This window comes from Paraburkholderia ribeironis (genome assembly GCF_900019265.1).
GTDB classification, from domain to species: Bacteria; Pseudomonadota; Gammaproteobacteria; order Burkholderiales; family Burkholderiaceae; genus Paraburkholderia; species Paraburkholderia ribeironis.
Genome location: NZ_CYGX02000064.1, coordinates 62,677 through 84,710 on the forward strand (window position 1 = coordinate 62,677; position 22,034 = coordinate 84,710).

Annotated in this window: 19 protein-coding genes; 12 read left to right on the forward strand and 7 right to left on the reverse strand. The window is 64.2% G+C overall.

The genetic code is table 11. The features are described from left to right. Nucleotides 1-60: 60 nt before the first annotated feature. Nucleotides 61-711, reverse strand: a complete 651-nt coding sequence (locus BN2475_RS25930; protein ID WP_094782322.1) for an NAD(P)-dependent oxidoreductase — start codon at nucleotides 709-711, stop codon at nucleotides 61-63. Between the two features lie 77 nt (nucleotides 712-788). Beyond that, nucleotides 789-1,898 carry an alkene reductase gene (locus tag BN2475_RS25935; RefSeq protein WP_094782323.1) on the reverse strand — a complete coding sequence of 370 codons (1,110 nt, stop codon included), beginning with the start codon at nucleotides 1,896-1,898 and terminating at the stop codon, nucleotides 789-791. Between the two features lie 395 nt (nucleotides 1,899-2,293). Between BN2475_RS25935 and BN2475_RS25940 the strand changes: the two genes are divergently transcribed. Together BN2475_RS25940 and BN2475_RS25945 are read left to right on the forward strand one after the other, a co-directional pair. Continuing rightward, nucleotides 2,294-2,911 carry a TetR/AcrR family transcriptional regulator gene (locus BN2475_RS25940; RefSeq protein WP_094782324.1) on the forward strand — a complete coding sequence of 206 codons (618 nt, stop codon included), beginning with the start codon at nucleotides 2,294-2,296 and terminating at the stop codon, nucleotides 2,909-2,911. Nucleotides 2,912-2,929: 18 nt separating this feature from the next. Beyond that, nucleotides 2,930-3,364 carry a PaaI family thioesterase gene (locus tag BN2475_RS25945; RefSeq protein ID WP_094782366.1) on the forward strand — a complete coding sequence of 145 codons (435 nt, stop codon included), beginning with the start codon at nucleotides 2,930-2,932 and terminating at the stop codon, nucleotides 3,362-3,364. Nucleotides 3,365-3,467: 103 nt separating this feature from the next. On the opposite strand, the gene BN2475_RS25950 is transcribed toward BN2475_RS25945, so the two are convergent. Then, a complete protein-coding gene (locus BN2475_RS25950) occupies nucleotides 3,468-4,439 on the reverse strand; it encodes a LysR family transcriptional regulator (protein ID WP_094782325.1) in 972 nt (323 codons plus the stop codon). Nucleotides 4,440-4,613: 174 nt separating this feature from the next. Between BN2475_RS25950 and BN2475_RS25955 the strand changes: the two genes are divergently transcribed. Both BN2475_RS25955 and BN2475_RS25960 read left to right on the forward strand, forming a co-directional pair. Beyond that, complete coding sequence (locus BN2475_RS25955) at nucleotides 4,614-5,450, forward strand: MFS transporter (protein WP_094782326.1); 837 nt, start codon at nucleotides 4,614-4,616, stop codon at nucleotides 5,448-5,450. A 49-nt stretch (nucleotides 5,451-5,499) separates the two neighbouring features. Beyond that, nucleotides 5,500-6,036 carry a hypothetical protein gene (locus BN2475_RS25960; protein WP_094782327.1) on the forward strand — a complete coding sequence of 179 codons (537 nt, stop codon included), beginning with the start codon at nucleotides 5,500-5,502 and terminating at the stop codon, nucleotides 6,034-6,036. A 117-nt stretch (nucleotides 6,037-6,153) separates the two neighbouring features. Here the strand turns inward: BN2475_RS25960 and betA are convergent, their stop codons facing one another. Genes betA through betI form a run of 3 tightly spaced genes read right to left on the reverse strand, consistent with a single transcriptional unit; the run spans nucleotide 6,154 to nucleotide 9,945 of the window. Continuing rightward, nucleotides 6,154-7,839 (reverse strand): choline dehydrogenase, encoded by a 1,686-nt coding sequence (gene betA / locus BN2475_RS25965; protein ID WP_094782328.1) that lies wholly within the window; start codon nucleotides 7,837-7,839, stop codon nucleotides 6,154-6,156. Nucleotides 7,840-7,858: 19 nt separating this feature from the next. After that, complete coding sequence (gene betB / locus BN2475_RS25970; RefSeq protein ID WP_094782329.1) at nucleotides 7,859-9,328, reverse strand: betaine-aldehyde dehydrogenase; 1,470 nt, start codon at nucleotides 9,326-9,328, stop codon at nucleotides 7,859-7,861. A 29-nt stretch (nucleotides 9,329-9,357) separates the two neighbouring features. Beyond that, the gene (betI, locus tag BN2475_RS25975) at nucleotides 9,358-9,945 is read right to left on the reverse strand and encodes a transcriptional regulator BetI (RefSeq protein WP_094782330.1); all 588 of its coding nucleotides are present in this window, start codon (nucleotides 9,943-9,945) and stop codon (nucleotides 9,358-9,360) included. A 229-nt stretch (nucleotides 9,946-10,174) separates the two neighbouring features. Between betI and fdhA the strand changes: the two genes are divergently transcribed. Next, nucleotides 10,175-11,374 (forward strand): formaldehyde dehydrogenase, glutathione-independent, encoded by a 1,200-nt coding sequence (fdhA, locus tag BN2475_RS25980; protein WP_094782331.1) that lies wholly within the window; start codon nucleotides 10,175-10,177, stop codon nucleotides 11,372-11,374. Nucleotides 11,375-11,540: 166 nt separating this feature from the next. On the opposite strand, the gene BN2475_RS25985 is transcribed toward fdhA, so the two are convergent. Continuing rightward, nucleotides 11,541-12,536 carry a GlxA family transcriptional regulator gene (locus tag BN2475_RS25985; protein WP_094782332.1) on the reverse strand — a complete coding sequence of 332 codons (996 nt, stop codon included), beginning with the start codon at nucleotides 12,534-12,536 and terminating at the stop codon, nucleotides 11,541-11,543. A 458-nt stretch (nucleotides 12,537-12,994) separates the two neighbouring features. Between BN2475_RS25985 and BN2475_RS25990 the strand changes: the two genes are divergently transcribed. The 7 genes from BN2475_RS25990 to BN2475_RS26020 all read left to right on the forward strand — a co-directional run bounded on the left by BN2475_RS25990 (nucleotide 12,995) and on the right by BN2475_RS26020 (nucleotide 21,970). Beyond that, nucleotides 12,995-14,269, forward strand: a complete 1,275-nt coding sequence (locus BN2475_RS25990) for a serine hydroxymethyltransferase (RefSeq protein WP_094782333.1) — start codon at nucleotides 12,995-12,997, stop codon at nucleotides 14,267-14,269. A gap of 18 nt (nucleotides 14,270-14,287) precedes the next feature. Continuing rightward, nucleotides 14,288-15,259 carry a dipeptidase gene (locus tag BN2475_RS25995; RefSeq protein ID WP_094782334.1) on the forward strand — a complete coding sequence of 324 codons (972 nt, stop codon included), beginning with the start codon at nucleotides 14,288-14,290 and terminating at the stop codon, nucleotides 15,257-15,259. 43 nt (nucleotides 15,260-15,302) lie between these two features. Next, the gene (locus BN2475_RS26000) at nucleotides 15,303-15,839 is read left to right on the forward strand and encodes a DUF5943 domain-containing protein (RefSeq protein ID WP_094782335.1); all 537 of its coding nucleotides are present in this window, start codon (nucleotides 15,303-15,305) and stop codon (nucleotides 15,837-15,839) included. 144 nt (nucleotides 15,840-15,983) lie between these two features. Further along, the gene (locus BN2475_RS26005) at nucleotides 15,984-18,047 is read left to right on the forward strand and encodes an NADH:flavin oxidoreductase (protein WP_094782336.1); all 2,064 of its coding nucleotides are present in this window, start codon (nucleotides 15,984-15,986) and stop codon (nucleotides 18,045-18,047) included. Between the two features lie 2 nt (nucleotides 18,048-18,049). Then, nucleotides 18,050-19,999 carry a (Fe-S)-binding protein gene (locus BN2475_RS26010; protein WP_094782337.1) on the forward strand — a complete coding sequence of 650 codons (1,950 nt, stop codon included), beginning with the start codon at nucleotides 18,050-18,052 and terminating at the stop codon, nucleotides 19,997-19,999. Nucleotides 20,000-20,003: 4 nt separating this feature from the next. Then, complete coding sequence (locus tag BN2475_RS26015; RefSeq protein ID WP_094782338.1) at nucleotides 20,004-21,173, forward strand: electron transfer flavoprotein subunit alpha/FixB family protein; 1,170 nt, start codon at nucleotides 20,004-20,006, stop codon at nucleotides 21,171-21,173. Then, a complete protein-coding gene (locus BN2475_RS26020; protein ID WP_094782339.1) occupies nucleotides 21,170-21,970 on the forward strand; it encodes a drug:proton antiporter in 801 nt (266 codons plus the stop codon). The genes BN2475_RS26015 and BN2475_RS26020 overlap by 4 nt, the downstream gene beginning before the upstream one ends. Nucleotides 21,971-22,034 lie beyond the last annotated feature (64 nt).

Sequence of the window (22,034 nt, forward strand, 5' to 3'; positions counted from 1 at the left end):
CCGCGTCGCTACGCCACTGCCTGACCGAGTAGTCAAGCGCGGAAGGCTAGCCGCCATTTTCTAGTAGCCGATGGTGAAGCGCGCCCGCTCATGCGCCGGCTTCTCGAGTTCGTCGACCAGAGCGATGGCGTAGTCTTCGAAGGAGACCCAGTTCTTGCCCTGTTCGTCCACGATGAGGTCATCGCCGCCAAGGCGGAACTTACCGGTGCGAACGCCGGGCTCGATCAACATGGGCGGGCTGAAATACGTCCAGTTGATGTCGGACGCTCTCAAGGCAGCGAAAGCCTTCGTATGCGATGTTGCAATCGGAACCAGTTCCTTCGGCCAGTGACCGGACTCGAGCACTCTCACGCCCGGCGAGAACCACAGCGAACCGGCTCCGCCCACCATGATCAGGCGGGGAACGCCGGCCTTGCGAACGGCTGCAATCTCTCGCTCGGTAACGCTCGCCAACTGATCCGTGTAGTTCACGTCGGAGAAAAACCGGGGATCATCCTTCGGTGGACCAAAGGCGCTGACGACGGCATCCGCGCCGGCGACGATCTGCGCAATCCGGTCGACGCTGGCAAGGTCGTCGCGAACACAATTGATGCTTTTCGGAAGCTTGTCGGGGTTGCGAGCCACTGCCGTAACCTGGTGTGCGCGGCTGATGAGTTCGCTGAGGATGGTACGGCCCGCTTGCCCGGCTGCGGCCAAGACAACGATCTTCATAGTTGGTACTCCTGTTTAATTGACATCTGTTGGATTGCCGGGCTCTTGTGTCACCCGACGTTACGGTGAATTCGGGACTACTCCGCCAGGTCTGCTTTCTCCAGCGCGGGATAATCGACATATCCGGCCGCACCGCCGCCATAGAAGGTCGAACGGTCGTAAGGGTTCAACTGGGCGCCGAGCTTCAGACGCACCGGCAGGTCGGGATTGGCGATGAACAGCCGCCCGAATGCGATGGCATCGGCGCGACCGGAACGGATCGCTTGCTCGGCGGTGTCCTGGGTGAATCCGCCGGCGAGGATCAGAGTTCTGGGCCAAAAGGAACGCAGCTGATCGACGGCGCTTGGCGAACCGATCTGCATTCCGCCGCCACCACGCGCCTCGATCAGGCTCACATAGGCGATCCCGAGCTTGTCCAGACGGGGGAGAAGGTAGCCGTAAAGACCGATCGGATCGGAGTCGCCGACATCGTTGTAGGTGGCGAAGGGCGACAGGCGAACACCGACGCGGTCCGGTCCCCAGATCCCGATGACGGCCTCCACCACCTCCAGAAGCAGGCGAGCACGGTTCTCCACCGATCCGCCGTAGATGTCGGCTCGCTTGTTCGAGCGGTCGTGCAGGAACTGCTCCAGCAGATAGCCGTTGGCGCCGTGCACCTCGACACCGTCGAAACCAGCGGTCATCGCTTTGCGCGCGCCTTCGCGGTATGCCTCGACGATGCCGGGAATCTCGTCGAGCTCCAGAGCGCGCGGCGTCTCATAGGGCACCTGCTTCCATTCCGGCGTCAGCGAGACCTCGGTCGTGATCGCGATGGCCGATGGGCCGACCGGCAGCACACCGCCCGGCTGGAAACTCGAATGGGACGAACGCCCGACATGCCACAACTGCAGGAAGACGACGCCGCCCTTGGCATGTATCGCGTCGGTGACCTTCTTCCAGCCCTCGATCTGCTCGGCCGAGTGGATGCCCGGCGTCGATGGATAACCCTGACCGTAGGGGGTGACCTGTGTGGCCTCGGTGACGATGAAGCCGCCCCGGGTAGCGCGTTGGCCGTAATACCCCGGAGCGAGTTCGTTCGGGACATTGCCCATGCCGGCGCGCATGCGTGTCAGGGGCGGCATGACCACGCGATGGTTCAGCCTGTAGCGGCCGAGCTGAAGGGGAGAAAGCAGCGATGGTGACGGCATTCGGTAGATCCTTGGTAACCAGACAAGGTACCCATGGCCGTGAGGCCGAGGGGCTCAGCGTTCAGCGAGGTCAGTCCGACCTCGTCTTTTTTAATATGACCGGTCGTCTTAAATAAGTCAAGTGTGATTGCCGGTCGCGCAGAACGTGCCGGGTTACCTCGTCGGGCTAAGAGGTTAGTTCGCGAGCACGCGCATGGAACGGACAGTGATGGCCCTGGCTAGTCATGAGCCGCTCAGCGGGCGAGCTGAGAATTTTTTCGACGAGCCCTGAGGGGTGGCCCTGTTGGCCAACACGGAAGCGCGGGTTCTTGCCAGGCCAAGGAGGCCGGCCTTGACAGTCTCCCTCATGAACACCACAATGCAAGACGACCGGTCACATTTATGAGCACCAGAAAATGGAATCGCAAACCACAACGGCTCGACGTGGGCCAAAGCCAAGGCCGCACACCCGCGGCAACCTGATCCAAGCCGGACTGCGGATGCTTCATGAAGCGGGCTACGCCGCAACGGGAATCAAGGAGATCGTTGATGCGGCCGACGTTCCCAAGGGCTCCTTTTATAACCACTTCGAAAGCAAGGAAGCTTTTGGCAAGGAAGTGGTCGACTTCTATTTCGGCCAGGGCCTTGTCGAACTTCGCGCGCTCTTCGAGAACCACGACATGCCGCCGCTCGATCGGTTGCGCACCTATTTCGACCAGAGAATCCGGGGCTATCAGGCGACCGGCTATGCGCGCGGCTGCTTGTTGGGCAACCTGAGCCTGGAAGTGGCCGATCACAGTGTGCCCATCCGCGATAGCCTCGCTACGCATTTCAGGACCTGGAGCAGACTGTTCGAAGTGTGCATCGCCGAGGCGCAGAAAACGGGAGCCATCGGCAATCGGCTACCTGCGTCGATGCTTGCCCAGTTTGTTCTCAACAGCTGGGAAGGCGCGCTTCTGCGTATGCGGGTCGACAGGAGTGACGCGCCGCTGAAGGAATTTGTCGATGTGATGTTCAGTTCGCTGCTCGTTTGAGCACCAAAGGAAATGCCGATGAACTTGCAGAAGATGACCGGACTGGAGTTACTGCGCGCTGTGGTGGCGGGGCAGTTGTCGCCCTCGGCGATGGCGAGGACCGTGCCGATGACCTTCGTGGACGTCGATTTCGGGCGCGTGAAGATAACTGCGCGGGCCGATGAGCGACACCTCAATCCGATGGGCGGGGTCCATGGCGGCTTCGCGGCTACGGTACTCGATTCCGTGACGGGCTGTGCAGTGCATTCGACGCTGGAGGCTGGCGTCGGCTATGGCACCATCGATCTGCAGGTGAAGATGCTCCGGCCCGTGCCGCGCGACCAGGAGCTGGTTGCCGAGGGCAGCACCGTCCACGTCTCCCGTAACATCGCCACATCGGAGGGCACGCTGAAGTCGGCCGACGGGAAGCTGCTTGCGACTGCAACGGCGACCTGTTTTCTGAAAAAGCCGTGACAGTCCGTGCGCTGGTTCGGCCTTTTGAACCGGCGGAAGAGAGACCATCCTGGAGTGGGCTATGTCTCTCGTCAAAGTACTCGCGGCTTGCTGCGGCAGTCCATCATCCTCTTTTCCGCGCCGCGACACGTCTCGCGTCATCTTGCGCCCGGACCTTGCCATAGCCTGCCGTGCGGCTCTTCACATGATCGATGAACGCGCGCAGCTTCGGCATGATCTGCCGATGGCCCGGAAAGTAGAGGAACACGCCCGGTATCACAGGCGCGTATGCCTCCAGCACGTGTACCAGTTTTCCCGCACGCACCCCTTCAGCGACCATCGGCTCAGGTAGCTGGGCAAGGCCTACGCCTTCTATCGCCGCGCCAAGCATGGTCGGAAAGTCATGGGCGATGAGAGGCCCGGATACGGCGATCTCGATCGCGTGACCGTTGTCGTTGAATGACCATGGCGCGAGCGCGCCGCTGGATTGCCGCCATCGCAGGCATGCGTGTTGGCGTAGATCGTCTGTGTGCATGGGCCGGCAGCGCTCTGCGAAGTAGCCAGGGCTACCCACGACGATGAACCGAAACGGTGGCGTCAACGGCACCGCGACCATGTCGGCGGGAACGAACTGACCCAGCCGGATGCCGGCGTCGAATCCTTCCGCTCCGATATCGATCAGCTCCTTGCTCGTGGCGATCTCCACTTCGATCTCGGGATAGGCCTGGCAGAAGGATGCGATCAGTGGTTCCAGCAGGATCGGGACAACAGCGCGCGGCACCGAGAGGCGCAACAATCCGGCGGGCCGCTGGCCGAGTCCGCGCGCAACCTCGCCGGCGGCAACAAGTTCTTCGAAGGCAGGCTTTGCACGCGACAGGAACCGTTCGCCAGCTTCCGTCAAGCCGACACTACGCGTGGTGCGTATGAAGAGCGCTGCGCCAAGGCGCGTTTCGAGTACACGCACCGCCTGACTGATGGCTGACGGCGTCACCCCGAGTTCCGCGGCTGCCTTGCGAAAACTGCGATGCCGGGCAACGCACAGGAACGCCTCCACGCCATCGAGCGCGCCCTGCCTGACTGTGAAGTTCTGCTTCATAGCCCGTCAACATTGTGGTGAATAGTCACTCGCGCGAGACGATGGTACACCTAACACCTGCAGATCAGGAGTGGGGGACCTTGCTATGACTGATCTACTTGATGGCCTGCGCGAACACGAACGCGCGACCTGTCTGACCGGCCACGAAGTCCCGCATTCACCGGAGAACCGCTGATGAACACCCCCGCTGTTTCCGCTGGCATCGCCCCGCCGCGCTCTGCGGGGCGCAGCCTGCTTTGGATCGCGCCGCTGACGGTCCTGTGGATCGGGTTGATCTACTGGCAGCCGATTATCCCGGCGAGCGGCTTTCAAACCACGGCACACCAGCTGGTGGCCCATGCGTTTATCGCGGCCGGTTTGTGGCTCGGCCTCGAAAGCACAAACCTGACGCCGGGCCAACGCCGCGCGACCTGGCTTGCGATCATCATCCCGCACACGCTTTGGTTCGCGCTCGTCTGGAGCGCGGCAATCAACGGCGTGTTTCGCCTGGGCGGCACGCCTCCAACGGCGCCGTGGCTGCCGTTGGCGATCTTCGTGCCGGTGATCATCGGCGCGCCGCTGTTGCTGCGCTCGAAGCGGGTAGGGCAGGTGCTCGATGCGATGCCCGCGAGCTGGCTCATCGCGCTTCAGTTTTACCGGGTATTCGGCAGCTGGGCTATCGCTGCGTGGCTGCATGGGGTCGTGCCCGCCGTGTCCTCCTTGCCGGCGGGAATGGGGGATGTGCTGACCGGCCTGTTCGCCGTGCCGGCGGCAATCGCCGTGGCGAGCGGCACAGCTCAAGGTCGAAAGGCGGCGATCGCGTGGAACATCTTCGGCCTCGCCGATTTCGCTGTCGCGATTACCTTGGGGATGATCACCGCGCCCGGCCGGTTCCAGTTGATCGTTCCGGGTGGGCCGAGCATTGATGCCGGCGCTTATCCGTATGTGCTGACCCCTGCTTTCGTGGTGCCAGGCTCGATCCTGCTGCACGCGCTGTCGCTGCGTCAGCTGATCCGGCGACGCGCCGGATGATCTCCTTCCTTATCGTCAATACGCCGGACAACACCTGCCAGGAGGCAACATGTCACCGACTCTTCTCTTCCAGTTGCATCTTGTTCTGGGCTATGTCGCCTGGCTGCTTTGCTTCGGCGTGTACATCTGGCCCAGGCTCAAGTCGATGGAGCCATTCGAAGCGCAACGTGCGATTGCCACCTTGCACAGCTTCCGTTTCTTCGGTCTCGTCTTCATCCTGCCGGGCGTCGTGAGTCCCCAGCTGCCTGCCAGCTTCGCCGTGTTCGCCGCATACGGCGACTTCGCAACAGGAGTGCTGGCGATGCTGGCGCTGCTCACAGCACGCGTGCGCCCGCTCTTCTGGTTGTTCGTCGTAGCCTTCAATCTTGTGGGCGTGATCGACCTCATCCTCGACTACTACCACGCTACCTTGGCCGATCTTCCTGCGCGTGCGGGAGAACTGGGCGCCACGTACGCGATTCCGATCATCTACGTGCCTGTGCTGATGATTACGCATGTGGCCGCCTTCTATCTGCTGCTGCGCCGTCAGCCCAAGGCGCTCCGAACTATCAACCGTTCGGTGAGCCACGACATCTCCAACGCGTAGCAGCCGGCGGCATTCCGACCTGACGTCACTCACGCGCCTGCCGACGCCTCAGGCCGTGAGGACGTCAAGCCTTGGTGCCGTATGCGCTGTACCGATGCAGCCGACCGCCAAGCAAACCTAACCCGTCACCGTCCCGCGCCTTCTCGACGCCACCCCGTTCGCGACAAAGTAAGGCGTATCAACCCGCGCCAACGCTTCACGTCCGCGAATCCGGTCCGCGATCTTCTCGGCCAGCATGATGGTCGGCGCGTTCAGATTGCCGGTGGTGATGCGCGGCATGATCGACGCATCGACCACGCGCAACGCTTCGATGCCGTGCACGCGGCCTTCGTTGTCGACCACGGCCATGTCGTCGTAGCCCATCTTGCACGAGCACGACGGATGAAACGCCGTTTCCGCACGCGCACGCACGAACGTGTCGAGCTGTTCGTCGGTGGTCAGCTCGGCGCCGGGATTCAGCTCGCGGCCGCGATAGCGATCGAGCGCCGGCTGACGCATGATCTCGCGCGTGATGCGGATACCGTCGCGGAACTCGCGCCAGTCGAGCGGATCGGCCATGTAGTTGAACAGGATGCTGGGGTGCGCATTGGGATCGCGCGACGTGAGCTTCACGCGGCCGCGGCTCGGCGAACGCATCGAGCCGACGTGCGCCTGGAAGCCATGCATCCTGATCGCATTCGAGCCGTTGTAATTGATCGCGACGGGCAGGAAGTGATACTGGAGATTCGGCCACGCGTCGTCGTCGCGCGTGCGGATGAAGCCGCCCGCTTCGAACTGGTTGCTCGCGCCGATACCCGTGCCGTTCAGCATCCATTCGAGTCCGATCGCGGGCTGGTTCCACCATTGCAATGCAGGGTAGAGCGAGACTGGTTCCTTGCACTCGTACTGGATGTACATCTCCAGGTGGTCCTGAAGGTTTTCGCCGACACCGGGCAGGTCGTGAACCAGCGGCACATCGAGTTCGCGCAGCCACGTCGAGCGGCCCACGCCGGAGCGTTGCAGCAATTGCGGCGACGCGATCGCGCCGCTGCACACCAGCACCTCGCGGCGCGCGTGCGCGCTCATCGGCGCACCGTCATGCAGATACGCGACGCCAATGGCGCGCTTGCCGGCGAACAGCACGCGGTCGGTCACCGCATGCGTGACGATCGTCAGATTCGGGCGCGTCTTCGCGCGATCCAGGTAGCCGCGTGCCGTGCTCGCGCGTCGGCCGTTGGCCGTCACCGTGCGATCCATCGGACCGAAGCCTTCCTGCTGATAGCCGTTCAGATCGTCGGTGCGCGCAAAGCCTTCCTGCACGCCGGCCTCGACCATCGCGGCGAAAAGCGGATTGTTGCCGGGCTTGCTCGTCGTCACATGCACGGGACCGTCGCCGCCGTGATACGCGTTCGCACCGATGTCGCGCGTCTCCGCCTTGCGGAAATACGGCAGGCAGTCCAGATAGGTCCAGTTTTCCAGCCCTGGCTGCGCGGCCCAGCCGTCGTAATCGAGCGCATTGCCGCGGATGTAGCACATGCCGTTGATCAGCGACGATCCGCCGAGTCCCTTGCCACGCCCGCATTCCATGCGGCGGTGGTTCATATGCGGCTCGGGGTCCGTCTCGTACGCCCAGTTGTAGCGGCGGCCTTGCAGCGGATAGGCGAGCGCCGCGGGCATCTGCGTGCGGAAGTCGAAGCGGTAGTCGGGGCCGCCCGCTTCGAGCAGCAGCACAGTCACGTCCGCGTCTTCGCTCAGGCGCGACGCGAGCACGTTGCCGGCCGAACCCGCACCCACGATGATGTAGTCGTATTCGTTCGAGGCCATCGCCGTTGCTCCCAGCAACTTAGAACACCGGTTGGTACGGGCCGAGTTCGACCTGCACGGACTTGATGCGCGTGTAGTGTTCGAGCGTAGTAATGCCATTCTCGCGGCCGACGCCCGATTGCTTGTAGCCGCCCACCGGCATCTCGGCGGGCGATTCGCCCCACGTATTAATCCAGCAGATGCCGGCTTCCAGACGATGAATCACGCGATGCGCGCGAGACAGATTCTCGGTGACGACACCAGCGGCGAGCCCGTAAGCGCTGCGGTTGGCACGCGCGATCGCTTCGTCTTCGTCGTCGAATACGAGGATGCTCATCACCGGGCCGAAGATTTCTTCACGCACGATGCGCATGTCGTCATCGCAGCCGCTGAACACGGTCGGTTCGACATATTGGCCGCGGCTGAAATGCCCCTCGGTAAGACGCTGGCCGCCCGCGATCAGCCGCGCGCCTTCCTGCACGCCGCTTTCGATGTAGCCAAGCACCTTTTGCAATTGAGCGGCGCTTGCGAGCGGGCCGAAGTTGGTATCGGGATCGCTCGGCGCGCCCACACGAATGCGTTTGACCCGCTCAAGCAGCAGCGTTTCGAATCGCTCCAGTACGCCGCGCTGCACGAAAACCCGCGTGCCATTGGTGCAGACCTGGCCCGCGCTGAAGAAGTTGGCGCTCATCGCAATGTCGGCGGCGCGTTCGAGGTTGGCGTCGTCGAATACGATGAGCGGCGACTTGCCGCCGAGTTCCATCGTCACTTCCTTCAGCGACGACGCGCCGGCCAGCGACATGACCTTCTTGCCCGTCTCGACACCGCCCGTAAACGAAATCTTCGCGATGTCGGGATGCGTGGCGAGCAGCGCGCCGACCCGGCCATCACCGTGCACGACGTTGAAGACGCCCGCCGGCACGCCGGCCTCCGTATAAATCTCGGCCAGCCTCGACGCCGACAGCGGCGTGACTTCGCTCGGCTTGAAGATCATCGCGTTGCCCGCCGCGAGCGCCGGGGCCGACTTCCAGCACGCGATCTGGATCGGGTAGTTCCATGCGCCGATGCCCGCGCAGACGCCGAGCGGCTCGCGGCGCGTATACACGAACGACGACGGCCGCAGCGGAATCTGCTGTCCTTCGATCGCGGTGGCCAACCCCGCGTAGTACTCGATCACGTCCGCGCCGGTGACGATGTCCACCGCGCGGGTTTCCGCAATCGGCTTGCCGGTGTCGCGCGTTTCGAGCGCGGCGAGTTCGTCGTTGCGCTCGCGCAGAAGCTCGACCGCGCGGCGCAGAACGCGCGAGCGCTGCATCGCCGTCAACGCGGCCCACTCGCGTTGCCCGGCTTGCGCTGCTTGCACCGCGCGCTCGATGTCGGCCGCCGAGGCCTGCTGAACGCTCGCGAGCGTTTCGCCGGTGGCGGGGTCGAAGGTGTCGAAGCTTTCTCCACCGGTCGCGTCGACATAGCCGCCGCCGATGTAAGGACGTTGCGTTGCGAATACCGCCATGACCTGCTCCTCAGTAAAAAGCCGCCCGGCTAGTTGCGCGCCGTCAGCACCAGATCGATATAGTCGTTCGCGATGCGCAGCGCGGCCTTGGTGTCGAACGGTTCGCCCGCGAGCGCGCCGCGCAGCCACAAGCCGTCGATCAGCGCCGCGAGCCCGCTCGCCGCCCGGCGCGCCGCCGCACGCGGCAGGGCCTTCGAAAAATCCGCGCACAGGTTCGAGTTCAGGCGGCGCGTGTTCACGTATTGCAGCCGCCGCAACGATGGCTTGTGCATGCTCTCGGACCAGAACGCGAGCCACGTTTTCATCACCGGGCCGCTGGTCTGCGCGGCGTCGAAATTGGCGGCTACGACCGCGCGCAGCTTCGAGCGCGGATCCGCCTTGGCCGCGCGGCGCCGGCTCGACGTGGCTTGCCATAGATCGCGCAGCACGTGGCGCATGGTGGCTTCGAGCAAGCCATCCTTGTCGCCGAAATAGTGGCTGACGATGCCGGTGGAAATGCTCGCGCGCTGCGCGACCGATGCCAGCGTCGCGCCGGCGAGGCCGGTCTGGTCGATGGTGAGCAAGGTGGCGTCGATCAGCTGCGCGCGACGGATTTCGCGCATTCCGAGTTTGGGCATGGTGCGGGCGTTGGCTGTGAACGGCGGCCGTGGACAGGTGAATTCGAGAGACCATCGTAGTTTTTTTATATTGAACGGTCAATCAATAAAAACGGCGCTGTCGGTTCCAGCCAAACTCATGTCGCGTTCGCTACATGTCCTTGTTTCAGGGGGCGCTACGCTCGTTGAACGGCGTGCCGTGCAGAATCGCACAGACGGTCACGCCGCTCACGAGACATGGAGACAGACAATGAGCAGCAATCGCGGCGTCGTGTATCTGGGGCAGGGCAAGGTGGAAGTGCAGTCGATCGACTATCCGAAGATGGTCGATCCGCGTGGCCGGTCGATCGGTCACGGCGTGATCCTGAAAGTGGTGAGCACGAATATTTGCGGCTCCGATCAGCATATGGTGCGTGGCCGCACGACCGCCGAGGTCGGCCTCGTGCTGGGGCACGAGATTACCGGCGAAGTGATCGAGGTGGGCCGCGACGTCGAGACGCTACAGATCGGCGACCTCGTCTCGGTGCCGTTCAACGTCGCATGCGGGCGCTGTCCGACCTGCAAGTCGCAGCATACTGGCGTGTGCCTGAACGTGAACCCGTCGCGTGCAGGCGGCGCGTATGGCTACGTCGACATGGGCGGCTGGATCGGCGGCCAGGCCGAGTACGTGATGGTGCCGTACGCGGATTTCAATCTGCTGAAATTCCCCGATCGCGCGCAGGCGATGTCGAAGATCCGCGACCTCACGTGTCTGTCCGACATTCTGCCGACCGGCTATCACGGTGCGGTGATGGCAGGCGTGAAGCCCGGCGCGACCGCGTATATCGCGGGCGCGGGACCGGTGGGCATGGCTGCGGCCGCTTCGGCGCGTTTGCTGGGCGCGGCCTGCACGATCGTCGGCGACATGAACGAAGCGCGCCTCGCGCATGCGCGCAAGATGGGTTTCGAGACCGTCGACCTGTCGAAGGACGCGTCGCTCGCCGAGCAGATCGAACAGATTCTCGGCAAGCCCGAAGTGGATTGCGCGGTGGACTGCGTCGGTTTCGAAGCGCATGGTCACGGCAGCAGCGGCTCGCATGAGGAAGCCCCGGCAACGGTCCTCAACTCGCTGATGGAAATCACGCGTGCGGTCGGTGCGATCGGCATTCCGGGCCTCTATGTCACCGACGACCCAGGCGCGGTCGATGCCGCCGCGCGCAAAGGCAGCCTGAGCATCCGCTTCGGACTCGGCTGGGCCAAGTCGCACTCATTCCATACCGGGCAGACGCCGGTGATGAAGTACAACCACAATCTGATGCAGGCGATCTTGTGGGACCGGTTGCCGATTGCGGATATCGTCAACGTGACGGTCGTCTCGCTCGATGATGCGCCTGAAGGTTATCGGCAATTCGATGGCGGCGCGCCAAGGAAATTTGTGATCGACCCGCATGGGTTGCTGAAGGCGGCCTGATGGTGGACTGACGCGTGGCTCATGCATGGGCCACGCTGTCTACGCGGCGCACGACATACGCGCTGAGCGGATCTCCGTTCAGCGCGTTGTTTTTTGCGCGGTCTTCGCACAGGGACGCGCGGCGCGGATTGTGCCAGTCATTGAGTGGGACTAGAGAGGCCGCGACTCAAGCGGCCAGCACAGGCGCTGCAGCTAGCGATGGCGCCTGCTTGCGCCGCTCACGCGTTGGCGCGGTGCCGAACGCATCGCGATAGCTCTTCGAAAAGTGGCAAGCCGACTGGAAGCCGCACGCCATCGTGATATGCATGATCGACATGTCGGTCTGCAGCAGCAGTTCGCGTGCGCGCCGCAGACGCAGCGTCAGGTAGTAATGCGTCGGCGTCATCCCCAGATGCTCGCGGAACAGGCGTTGTAGCTGCCGTTGCGACATGCCGGCGAGGCGCGCCAGTTCTTCGCGTGACAGCGGCTCTTCGATGTTGTTCTCCATCAGCGAGATCACTTCGAACAGCGACTTGTTGGCCGAACCGAGCCGCGCGACCAATGGCATCTTCTGTTGCGCGCTGGTGTCGCGCACATGTTCGACGATGAACTGCTCGGCGATCTGCGTGACGCGTGCGGTGCCGACGCGCGGCCCGATCAGGTTCAGCATCATGTCGAGCGGCGCGACGCCGCCGGTGCAGGTCACGCGATCGCGATCGATCACGAACAGTTCTTTCAGAAAACGCGTGTCGGGGAACTCCTCCTTCAACGCCGACATGTTCTCCCAGTGAATCGCGCACGCATAACCGGCCAGCAAGCCCGCGCGTGCGAGCGCATAGGTGCCCGTGCACAGACTGCCAAGCACACAGCCCATGCGCGCGAAACGGCGCAACGCGGAGAGATGGGCAGGGGTGGTCGCGTGCTGCACGTCGATGCCGCCGACCACGAACACGATGTCCGGCTGGCCGACGCATTCGACGGGACCGGTGTCCACCGACAGGCCGTTGCTCGCGGCGACCGGACCACCGTCGGGACTCACGATCGACCAGCGGTAAAGCGGCTGCCCCGTCAGATAGTTCGCCATGCGCAGCACTTCGATCGCATTGGTGAACGCGATCATCGTGAAGTTGGGGACCGGCATGAATGCGAAGTGCGACAACGATGCCGTGCGATCGGTGGACATGGGAGGAGTGATTCCTTCGAATCTGTGACGTCGCGTCGCCGTGGGGAATGGCGACACTGCAATTTTGAGTACTAGCGCAACTAGCATGCCATCAGGCTAAACCCTCGGTTGCGGGGCGACTGCATTGCGGTATCGCCAGACAAACGGCACCAGAACGGCGCCGCTCACGTGCTCAGACGCCCCCGAACAGCGCACCACGATCGAGCGCAGTGCAGTAAGCGCGTGACACATGACGGGTCATCGTGAACCGGTTGTAACGGAGACATGTAACTGTTGCGCACGGCAGGTCTACGCCGACTTGTCGAAAAAGGACGGTTATGGCGGAAAAGGCAAAGAACGCGTCTGAATTCATAAATCGACATGCGGGGCGAACGTCAAGAATAGACCCCATGCAAGCCGGTGCAGGCAGTGTCCAAGCGCCTTTGCCGGCCTTCCGTCAACGACCCCACGGACCTTCCATGTCGAATCCGAATCCTTTCTTCGAAGACTCGCTGGCCAGCCGCGATGCGGCAGTGCGCGGCGCCATTTTGAAAGAGCTCGAGCGTCAGCAGTCGCAAGTCGAACTGATCGCGTCGGAAAACATCGTGTCGCGCTCGGTGCTCGAAGCGCAAGGCTCAGTGCTGACCAACAAGTATGCGGAAGGGTATCCGGGCAAGCGTTACTACGGCGGTTGCGAATACGTCGACGTAGTCGAGGCGCTGGCGCTCGATCGCATCAAGCAGTTGTTCAACGCGAAGTTCGCCAACGTGCAGCCGCATTCCGGCGCGCAGGCGAACGGCGCAGTGATGCTCGCGCTGGCCAAGCCGGGCGACACGGTGCTCGGCATGTCGCTCGACGCGGGCGGCCACCTGACCCACGGCGCGCGGCCGGCGCTGTCGGGCAAGTGGTTCAACGCGGTGCAATACGGCGTGAACCGCGACACCCTGCTGATCGATTACGAGCAGATCGAAGAACTCGCGCAGCAGCACAAACCCGCGTTGCTGATCGCCGGCTTCTCCGCGTATCCGCGTGCGCTGGACTTCGCGCGGCTGCGCGCGATCGCCGACGGCGTCGGCGCAAAGCTGATGGTCGATATGGCGCATATCGCCGGCGTGATTGCGGCCGGGCGCCATGCGAATCCGGTCGAGCATGCGCATGTGGTCACGTCGACCACGCACAAGACCTTGCGCGGTCCGCGCGGCGGCTTTGTCCTGACGAATGACGAGGAGATCGCCAAGAAGATCAACTCGGCGGTGTTTCCCGGCTTGCAGGGCGGCCCGTTGATGCATGTGATCGCCGGCAAGGCAGTCGCGTTCGGCGAGGCGCTGCAACCCGGCTTCCGGACTTACATCGACGGCGTGCTCGCGAATGCGCAGGCGCTCGGCGAAGTGCTGAAGGCGGGCGGCCTCGATCTGGTGACGGGCGGCACCGACAACCATCTGCTGTTGGTCGATCTGCGGCCCAAGGGGCTCAAGGGCAATCAGGTCGAACAGGCGCTGGAGCGCGCGGGCATCACCTGCAACAAGAACGGCATTCCGTTCGACACCGAAAAGCCCACCATCACGTCCGGCATTCGCCTCGGCACACCGGCCGGCACGACGCGCGGCTTCGGCGTGAACGAGTTCCGCGAGATCGGCCGGCTGATCGTCGAGGTGCTCGACGCGCTGCGCGATCAACCCGAAGGCCATGCCGCCACCGAACAACACGTGCGCCGCGAGATTTTCGCGCTGTGCGAGCGCTTCCCCATCTACTGATAACGCCTGGAGCGAACGATGAGCAATCTGCACGACAACAGCATCATCATCGATGGCCTGAACATTTCGAAGTTCGAGCGTTCGGTGTTCGAGGACATGCGCAAGGGCGGCGTGACCGCGGTGAACTGCACGGTCTCGGTCTGGGAGAGCTTCCAGAAGACCGTCGACAACATCGCCGAAATGAAGCAGCAGATCCGCGAGTACGGCGAGATCCTCACGCTCGTGCGCACCACCGAAGACATCTTGCGCGCAAAGAAGGAGAACAAGACTGGCATCATCTTCGGCTTTCAGAACGCGCATGCGTTTGAAGACAACCTCGGCTATATCGAGGCGTTCAAGGATCTCGGCGTGAACGTGGTGCAGCTTTGCTACAACACGCAGAACCTCGTCGGCACCGGCTGCTACGAGCGCGACGGCGGTCTCTCGGGTTACGGCCGCGAAGTGATACAGGAGATGAACCGCGTCGGCATCATGGTCGATCTCTCGCATGTGGGCGGCAAGACTTCTTCCGAAGCGATCGCGGCATCGAAGAAGCCGGTGTGCTACTCGCATTGCTGCCCGTCGGGACTGAAAGAGCATCCACGCAACAAGAGCGACGAGCAACTCAAGGAGATCGCCGACGCGGGCGGTTTCGTCGGCGTGACGATGTTCGCGCCGTTCCTGAAGCGCGGCCCGGACGCGACGGTCGACGACTATCTCGAAGCGATCGACTACGTGGTGAATCTGATCGGCGAAGACCAGGTAGGGATCGGCACGGACTTCACGCAAGGCTACAGCACCGAGTTCTTCGACTGGATCACGCACGACAAGGGCCGCTATCGCCAACTGACGAACTTCGGCAAGGTCGTCAATCCCGAGGGTATCCGCACGATCGGCGAGTTTCCGAACCTGACGGCCGCGATGGAGCGCGCCGGCTGGAGCGAGACGCGCATCCGCAAGATCATGGGCGAGAACTGGGTACGCGTGTTCGGTGAAGTCTGGAACGTCTGAGTTTTGCGCCACCCGATCGCACTCACAACAACGGAGTCTGCACATGCAACCCCAACTGCCTATCGACGTCGACCCTGACACCGGCGTCTGGACCACCGACGCGCTGCCGATGCTGTACGTGCCGCGCCACTTCTTCACGAACAACCACGTCGCCGTCGAGGAGGCGCTCGGCCTCGATACGTATGCGCAGATTCTCTACAAGGCCGGCTACAAGTCCGCGTACTTCTGGTGCGACAAGGAAGCCAAACAGCACGGCATCGCCGGCATGGCGGTGTTCGAGCATTACCTGAAGCGTCTGTCGCAACGCGGCTGGGGCATCTTCACGATTACCGAAGCCGATCCGTCGAGCTCGCACGCGCGCATCGAACTGCATCACTCGTCGTTCGTGCTCGCGCAGCCGGGCAAGGTCGGCAAGCTCTGCTACATGTTCGCGGGCTGGTTCGCGGGCGCGATGGACTGGGTCAACGACACCGCGCCGGACGGCGCGCGCAAAGGCCCGCCGTCGCATTCGAAAGAAGCGCGCTGCGCGGCCGAAGGCCACCCGCACTGCGTGTTCGAAGTGTCACCGCTCGCGTCATGACGGCCGCGGCGACGAAACGTTAGCAGATACACGAGCAAACCAAACCCGCAAGCCAACAGGCAAGCCTGCAAGCAAGCCCACAAGCAGGCACCCAGGCAAGCACGGTAGGGCGCAAGCCGCCCATCCATTCCGAGGTCGATCGCGATGCGTTACCCGAACCTTTTCAAACCTCTCACGCTGAACAAGCTGACCTTGCGCAACCGCATCGTCAGCACCGCGCACGCGGAGGTCTATGCGGAACCGGGCGGCCTGCCCGGCGACCGCTATATCCGTTACTACGAAGAGAAGGCCAAGGGCGGTGTCGGGCTTGCCGTATGCGGCGGGTCGAGCCCGGTGTCGATCGACAGCCCGCAAGGCTGGTGGAAATCGGTCAACCTGTCGACCGACCGCATCATCGATCCGCTCGCGCGGCTTGCCGAAGCGATGCACAGGCACGGCGCGAAGATCATGATTCAGGCCACCCACATGGGACGCCGCTCGGCGTTTCATGGCGAGCACTGGCCGCATCTGATGTCGCCGTCGGGCGTGCGCGAACCGGTGCATCGCGGCAACGCGAAGATCATCGAGGTCGAAGAGATCCGCCGCATCATCGACGACTTCGCGGCCGCCGCGAAGCGGGTCAAGGATGCGGGCATGGATGGCATCGAGATTTCGGCTGCGCATCAACATCTGATCGATCAGTTCTGGAGTCCGCGCACCAACTTCCGCACCGACGAATGGGGCGGCTCGCTCGAAAACCGTCTGCGCTTCGGCACCGAAGTATTGCAGGCGGTGCGCGCCGCGGTCGGCGCGGATTTCTGCATCGGCCTGCGCATGTGCGGCGACGAGTTCCATGAAGACGGGCTCGATCACGAGCAGTTGAAGGAGATCGCCCAGGCGATGAGCGAAACCGGCCTGATCGATTACCTCGGCGTGATCGGCTCAGGCGCCGATACGCACAACACGCTCGCCAACTGCATGCCGCCGATGGCGCTGCCGCCCGAGCCGTTCGTGCATCTCGCGGCCGGCATCAAGTCGGTGGTGAAGCTGCCGGTCATGCACGCGCAAAGCATTCGCGACGCGGGCCAGGCCGAACGTCTGCTGGCGAGCGGCATGGTCGATCTGGTCGGCATGACGCGCGCCCAGATTGCCGATCCGCATATGGTCATCAAGATCCGCGACGGCCGCGAGGACGAGATCAAGCAGTGCGTCGGCGCGAATTATTGCATCGACCGCCAGTACAACGGGCTCGACGTGCTATGCGTGCAGAACGCCGCGACCTCACGCGAAGCCACCATGCCGCATGTGATTGAGAAGACGCGTGGGCCCAGGCGCAAGGTCGTCGTGGTCGGCGCGGGTCCGGCCGGACTCGAGGCTGCCCGCGTCGCGAAGTCGCGCGGTCACGACGTGGTGCTGTTCGAGAAGAACGACTACGTGGGCGGCCAGATCATGCTCGCCGCGAAAGCGCCGCAGCGTGAACAGATGGCGGGCATCGTGCGCTGGTTCGACATGGAGACCAAGCGCCTCGGTGTCGACCGGCGTCTGGGTGTGGCCGCCGACCGGCAAACCATCATGGCCGAGAAGCCGGATATCGTCGTGCTCGCGACGGGCGGCTCGTCGTTCACGTCGCAAGTCGCCGCGTGGGGCGTCGCGGACGGTCTCGCGGTGAGCGCGTGGGACGTGCTGTCCGGCAAGGTGGAACCGGGCAAGAACGTGCTCGTGTACGACGGCGTCAGCACGCACGCCGGCGCCGGGGTCGCCGATTTCATGGCGAGCCGCGGCTCGAACGTCGAAATCGTGACGCCCGACGTGAAGGTCGCCGACGACGTCGGCGGCACCACGTTCCCGATTTTCTACCGGCGTCTGTACGCGCAGGGCGTGATCCACACGCCAAACTACTGGCTCGACAAGGTCTACGAGGAAGACGGCAAGAAGATCGCCGTGATTCGCAACGAGTACACCGAAGAGCAGGAAGAGCGCGCGGTCGATCAGGTGGTGATCGAAAACGGTAGTACCCCGAACGATCAGCTTTACTGGACGCTCAAGCCGGAGTCGGTCAACCGTGGCCAGGTGGACGTGCACAAGCTGTTCGCGTCCGAGCCGCAGCCGTCGCTTGGCGAAGAACTCGGTAACGGCCGCTTCCTGCTGTTCCGGGTCGGCGATTGCATTTCGATGCACAACATTCACGGCGCGATCTACGACGCGCTGCGTCTTTGCAAGGATTTCTGACGATGAGCCCCGTGTTTGTCATCACCGTCCTGCTGTGGATGTCGATCGCCGGTCTCGTGTTCGCGCTCGCCAGACGCGCCGCCTACTGGCGCGAAGGGCGCGCCACCGCGACAGGCGCGTATGGCTGGACCAATCTGCTGTCGATTCCGAAGCGCTACTTCGTCGACCTGCATCACGTGGTGGCGCGCGACCCGTATATCGCGAGAACCCACGTCGCCACCGCGGGCGGAGCGATCCTCGCGATGGCGCTGGTGTTCGTCAACTACGGTCTGGCGATTTACTCGCCGTGGCTCGACAGGCTGATCCTGCTCGCCGCGCTCGTGATGCTGGTGGGCGCGGTGTTCGTCTGGCGTCGTCGGCATGGCGCGAAGGCGGTGCCGGCGCGGCTTTCGCGTGGCCCGTGGGATCATCTGCCGCTGCTGCTCGGATCGTTCGCGCTCGGCCTCGTGCTGTTCGTCGTGCTGCCCGCCACAGCGATGTCCGGCGCGCTTGCCGTCGTCGTCGCGCTGCTGATCGGCGCGGGTGCGTTCACGATGACGTTCGGCGCGGCACGTGGCGGTCCGATGAAGCACGCGCTCGCCGGGCTGCTGCACCTCGCGTTTCATCCGCGGCAGGAGCGCTTTGCCGGACGGCACAACGCCGGTCACGACAGCGGCCACGACAGTGACCACAACGCCGACGTGGTCCCGCCCACCGCCTTGAAGGCACCGCTGCTCGATGCGAAAGAGTACGGCGTCGGCAAGCCGGTCGAATTCCGCTGGAACCAGTTGCTCAGTTTCGACGCGTGCGTGCAGTGCGGCAAGTGCGAAGCGGCCTGTCCCGCGTTCGCCGCCGGTCAGCCGCTCAATCCGAAGAAGCTGATTCAGGATCTGGTCACCGGCATGGTGGGCGGCACCGATGCCGGTTACGCGGGCAGCCCGACGCCCGGCATCGAGATCGGCAAGCATGCCGGTGCGCCCGGCAAGCCGCTGATTTCCAGCCTGATCGAAGCGGACACGCTGTGGTCCTGCACGACCTGCCGCGCTTGCGTGCAGGAGTGCCCGATGCTGATCGAGCATGTCGACGCGATCGTTGACATGCGCCGCAATCAGACGCTGGTCGAAGGCCGCGTGCCGGGCAAGGGGCCGCTCACGCTCGCGAATCTGCGCGAGACCGGCAGCTCGAACGGCTACGACATCGGCGCGCGCTATGACTGGGCGGTTGATCTGCAGGTGCAGGTCGCGCAACCGGGACGCCACGTCGACGTGCTGCTGATCGCCGGCGAAGGCGCGTTCGACATGCGCTATCAGCGTACGCTGCGCGCGCTGGTGAAGGTGCTGAACCGCGCGGGCATCGATTACGCGGTGCTGGGCGGTGTCGAAACCGATACGGGCGACACGGCGCGGCGTCTCGGCGACGAAGCGACCTTCCAGCAGCTCGCGCACCAGTTGATCGGCACGCTCGCGCGGTATTCGTTCAGCAAGATCGTCACTGCCGATCCGCACGTGCTGCATAGCCTGCGCAACGAGTATCGCGCGCTGGGCGGCTTTTACGAAGTGCAGCATCACACCGCGTTGATCGAGCAACTGGTCGCGAGCGGCAAGCTGTCGCCACGTGCGGTCGCCGCGTTCACGGAGCGCAAGATCACCTATCACGACCCGTGCTATCTGGGCCGCTATAACGGCGAGACGGAAGCGCCGCGGCGGCTCTTGAAGAGCATCGGCATCAAGGTGGTCGAGATGGAGCGCAACGGCATGCGCGGGCGCTGCTGCGGCGGCGGGGGCGGCGCACCGTTGACCGATATCCCGGGCAAGCGGCGCATTCCCGACATCCGCATCGACGACGCCCGGGCAACCGGCGCGGAGATCGTCGCGGTAGGTTGCCCGAATTGCACGGCGATGCTCGAAGGCGTAGTGGGGCCGCGTCCCGAAGTGCTGGACGTCGCCGAACTGGTTGCAGCGGCGCTGGAGTAACGCGATGAACACGCTCAAACGAATCGATCCGCGTCGTCCGTTCACGCTGACGGCGCAAGGACTCAAGCGCATCACACTCGGTGTCACCGCGGCCGCGGGTGCGATGACCTACAACGTGCCCGGCGCCGCGCATCGTGAACAGCCGAAGTCGCGCCGCACCACGGCCACGCCGCAACGCACGTTGCTGGTGGCCGCGCACGCTGAGCGCGGCGCGCTCGACGATCACGCCCGTCAGACCCTGGCCGGCGCCGCGCTGATCGCGGACGCGAGCACTGAAGTCGTGCTGCTCGTGTTCGGCGAATTCAACGATGACTGCGCCGCGCTCGGCGCCGACAAACTGATCGTGTTGCCGATGTTCGAGCGCCGCACGTTCGCACCGCTCGATGAACTGAACGCGCTGGCCGCGTGCGCGGCGGCCTATGCGCCGGCGCACGTGTTCCTGCCCGACAACGCCACCGGCGACGGCGATCTCGGCCGCCGTTACGCGGCCGCTGTCGATGCCAGCGTCGCGACACACGTGGTCGAAATCGATGCGGCGCATGTGGCGGCTTATATCCATGCGAATACGGCGCTGGCGTCGCGCGCACTGCCGCACGTGGTGCTGCTCGCGCCGAATGCGGTCGATCCGAAGTTGCCGTTCGTCGGTGCGGGCGAGCGGGTCGAGTGGCGTTTCGACGGCGTAGCCGCTGGGGCGTCAGGTGTGATCCGCGATCTCGGCATCGAGGAAATCGACGCGGCGCAACTGGCGCTCGAAGAGGCCGACTTCATCGTCTCGGCGGGCAACGGTGTGAGCGACGTGCCGGCGTTCGAGCGGCTCGCGGCCACGTTGGGCGCGGCGATCGGCGCGAGCCGCGTCGCCGTCGACGACGGCAAGTTCACGCGCGACAAGCAGATCGGCGCGACCGGCAAGACCGTCGAAGCGAGCGTCTACATCGCGTTCGGCATTTCCGGCGCGGTCCAGCATTTGCAAGGCATCAAGGATTGCCGGCACGTGATCGCCGTAAATCTCGACGCCAGCGCGCCGATCGCGAAGCGCGCGAACCTGACCGTGATCGCGGACGCCCAGGAAACCATCGCGGCGCTCGACGAAGCAGCGGCCGCGGCGCGCACGGCACGCGGCACCGGTGCTGCATTGCTCAACTCGACCGCGGTTGCGGATGGAGCGCTCGCATGAAGATCGCTGTTCTCGTTTCGGTAGGCCGCCATCCTGTGAGCGGCACGGCACGCTACAGCCGCAACGATGCGGCCGCGTTGACGATGGCGCTGTCGCTCGCCAAAGAGCATGGCGCGACGCTCGACGTGCTGCACGCCGGCGATCCGTCGAATCCGGCATTGAAAGAGTATCTGGCGCTCGGCGCGCGCTCGGTCGAAGTGCTGGAGATTTCAGCCGAGCCACACATGCAGGTCGATGCCGCGCCGCTGCTTGCCGCGCGTCTGCGAGGCTACGACCTCGTGTTGACCGGCACACGCGCGGAAGGCGCGTTCGACAGCGGCATGCTGCCGTATCGCGTCGCCCATGCGCTGGAGGTGCCGCTCGTCGGCGCCGCCGTGGACCTGAGCTTGCGCGATGCTTGCGCGCAAGTCCGGCAATTCATGCCGAAGGGCGTGCGCCGCCGGGTCGAAGTCCGGCTGCCGGCGCTGATCGCCGTGCATCCGCTCGCCGATGCCGCGCCGACCTACGCGTATGCACGACTGCGCGAAGGCGTGGTGCACGTGGTGCGCGTAGCGGCCGCGCCAGCGGGAGCCGGCTCGCGCACGCTCAACCCCGACGAGCTCGCGTGGACCAGCCGCCCCGCGACCGCGAAGCCGGTGCGCCTCGCCGCCGCCGAGAAGCGCTCCGGCCATGCCCGCATGCTGTCGGCGACGACGACCGAGAGCCGCGGCGGCAGCGTCGTAATTGAAGGGAGTTCCGTCGAAAAAGCACAAGTGATTCTCGCGTATTTGCGCGAGCATCAACTCGTGGATTACTGAATTCCGGTTCGGGCCAGCATGCGTCCAGGAGGGCCTGGCGCGGCGCCAGACGTGACATCCAACG